This is a genomic window from Rhodopseudomonas sp. WA056 (assembly GCF_010906995.1).
GTDB classification, from domain to species: Bacteria; Pseudomonadota; Alphaproteobacteria; order Rhizobiales; family Xanthobacteraceae; genus Rhodopseudomonas; species Rhodopseudomonas palustris_G.
The window spans coordinates 1-738 of the sequence record NZ_QPFS01000259.1 but is presented as its reverse complement, the minus strand read 5'-3'; the positions used below and the strand labels follow the sequence as shown (position 1 = coordinate 738).

Below are 738 nucleotides of genomic sequence, written 5' to 3'. Positions count from 1 at the left end.
GATGTTGGCGACCGCGATGCTGACGCGGAGGAAGACGGTTTTGCCGATGCGCTTGTAGGCGCCGGTGGCGGTGACGGCGCCGAAGCTGCCGCCGCCCGGCGTCACGGTCGGCGTGTACGGCGTCCAGGCGCCGCGGTCGATCCCGCCGGCGATCAGGAACCAGCGCGCGGCGGCAGCGTCGTAGCGCAGCAGCGCGGCCTGCTTGCCGCTGATCGCGATGTCGCCGCCGAGCGAGAACCGGTTCGCCGCCGCCGAGGCGGCGCTGTCGCTGGCCAGCGTCAGCGGCTGGCTGCCGACATTGACGATGCAGACCATCCGGCCCTCGGTGCCGCCGGCCAGCCCGGTCAGGCTGCGCGCGGCGTCCGACCAGAGCTGGAGCACCGAGGCCGCGCCGAGCCCGGCCGGCGCGTAGTCGTTCTGATCGGCGGCAAGCTGCGGCGGCGCGGCGACGCCGGTCAGCGCCAGGGCGCGCGGCAGCGCGCAGGCGCCGCCGGCCGGATCGATCGTCAGCGCCTCGGTCCAGTTCGCGCCGTCGGCCGAAACCTTGAGCTTGAACGCATCGGCGCCGATCAGGCCGAATTCGGCGCGGCCCGAATAGGCGTTGGAGAACACCACCGAGGCGGGATCGGCCGGGCCGGCCTTGGCGAGCTGGACACGGATGTCGCCGCTGCCGCCCGCGGCCGGCTCGATCGCGGCGAACAAAGCGGCGTTCGACTTGACGGCGAGCAGATTCGGCGC

General features: G+C 73.8%; 1 pseudogene. It reads right to left on the bottom strand.

Going from position 1 to position 738, the window contains the following annotated elements:
• A pseudogene (locus DU475_RS23910) lies at nucleotides 1–738 on the bottom strand (DUF2793 domain-containing protein); the annotation flags it as partial.